Here is a 456-nt window from a genome sequence, read left to right as displayed (position 1 = left end):
ATGCTGCACATGAGCGGCTACGTGCTCTGCGGTGGGATCGTGGGGTTGCTGATGGCGGAATGGAAAGGGGTAGGGACGCGCCCGGTGCGCATTCTCTGCATCGGCATGCTGGTGATCGTCGGGGCCGCCAACCTGGTTGGCATGGGCATGGCGTGAGGAGCGACAAGATGATCCGCAAGGCATTTCTGATGTCGGTTCACCCCGGCTGCGAGACGGAATACCGCCGTCGTCACGATGAGATCTGGCCAGCCCTGGCCGAGACCCTGAAGGCACATGGGGCCAGCAACTACAGCATCTTTCTCGACTCCAAGAGCTGCCAGCTGTTTGCCTACGTCGAGATAGAGGACGAGGCACGCTGGGAGGCGGTGGCGGACACCGCCATCTGCCGGGAGTGGTGGGGCTACATGAAGAGCCTCATGCCCTCCCACCCGGATGACAGCCCGATCAGCCGGGAGC

At 63.2% G+C, this 456-nt stretch carries 2 protein-coding genes; both read left to right on the top strand.

Going from position 1 to position 456, the window contains the following annotated elements; genetic code table 11:
* Positions 1 to 156, top strand: a complete 156-nt coding sequence (locus IB258_RS30630; RefSeq protein WP_225590572.1) for an L-rhamnose/proton symporter RhaT — start codon at positions 1 to 3, stop codon at positions 154 to 156.
* A gap of 11 nt (positions 157 to 167) precedes the next feature.
* Positions 168 to 456: L-rhamnose mutarotase (rhaM, locus tag IB258_RS30230; protein ID WP_192353590.1), on the top strand; the 289-nt coding region annotated here is incomplete at its 3' end.

The organism is Achromobacter sp. ACM02, from assembly GCF_014851605.1.
Classification (GTDB): Bacteria; Pseudomonadota; Gammaproteobacteria; order Burkholderiales; family Burkholderiaceae_B; genus Achromobacter; species Achromobacter aegrifaciens.
Note: the sequence above shows the minus strand (reverse complement) of the source record. Positions and strands in the feature narration are given on the sequence as shown.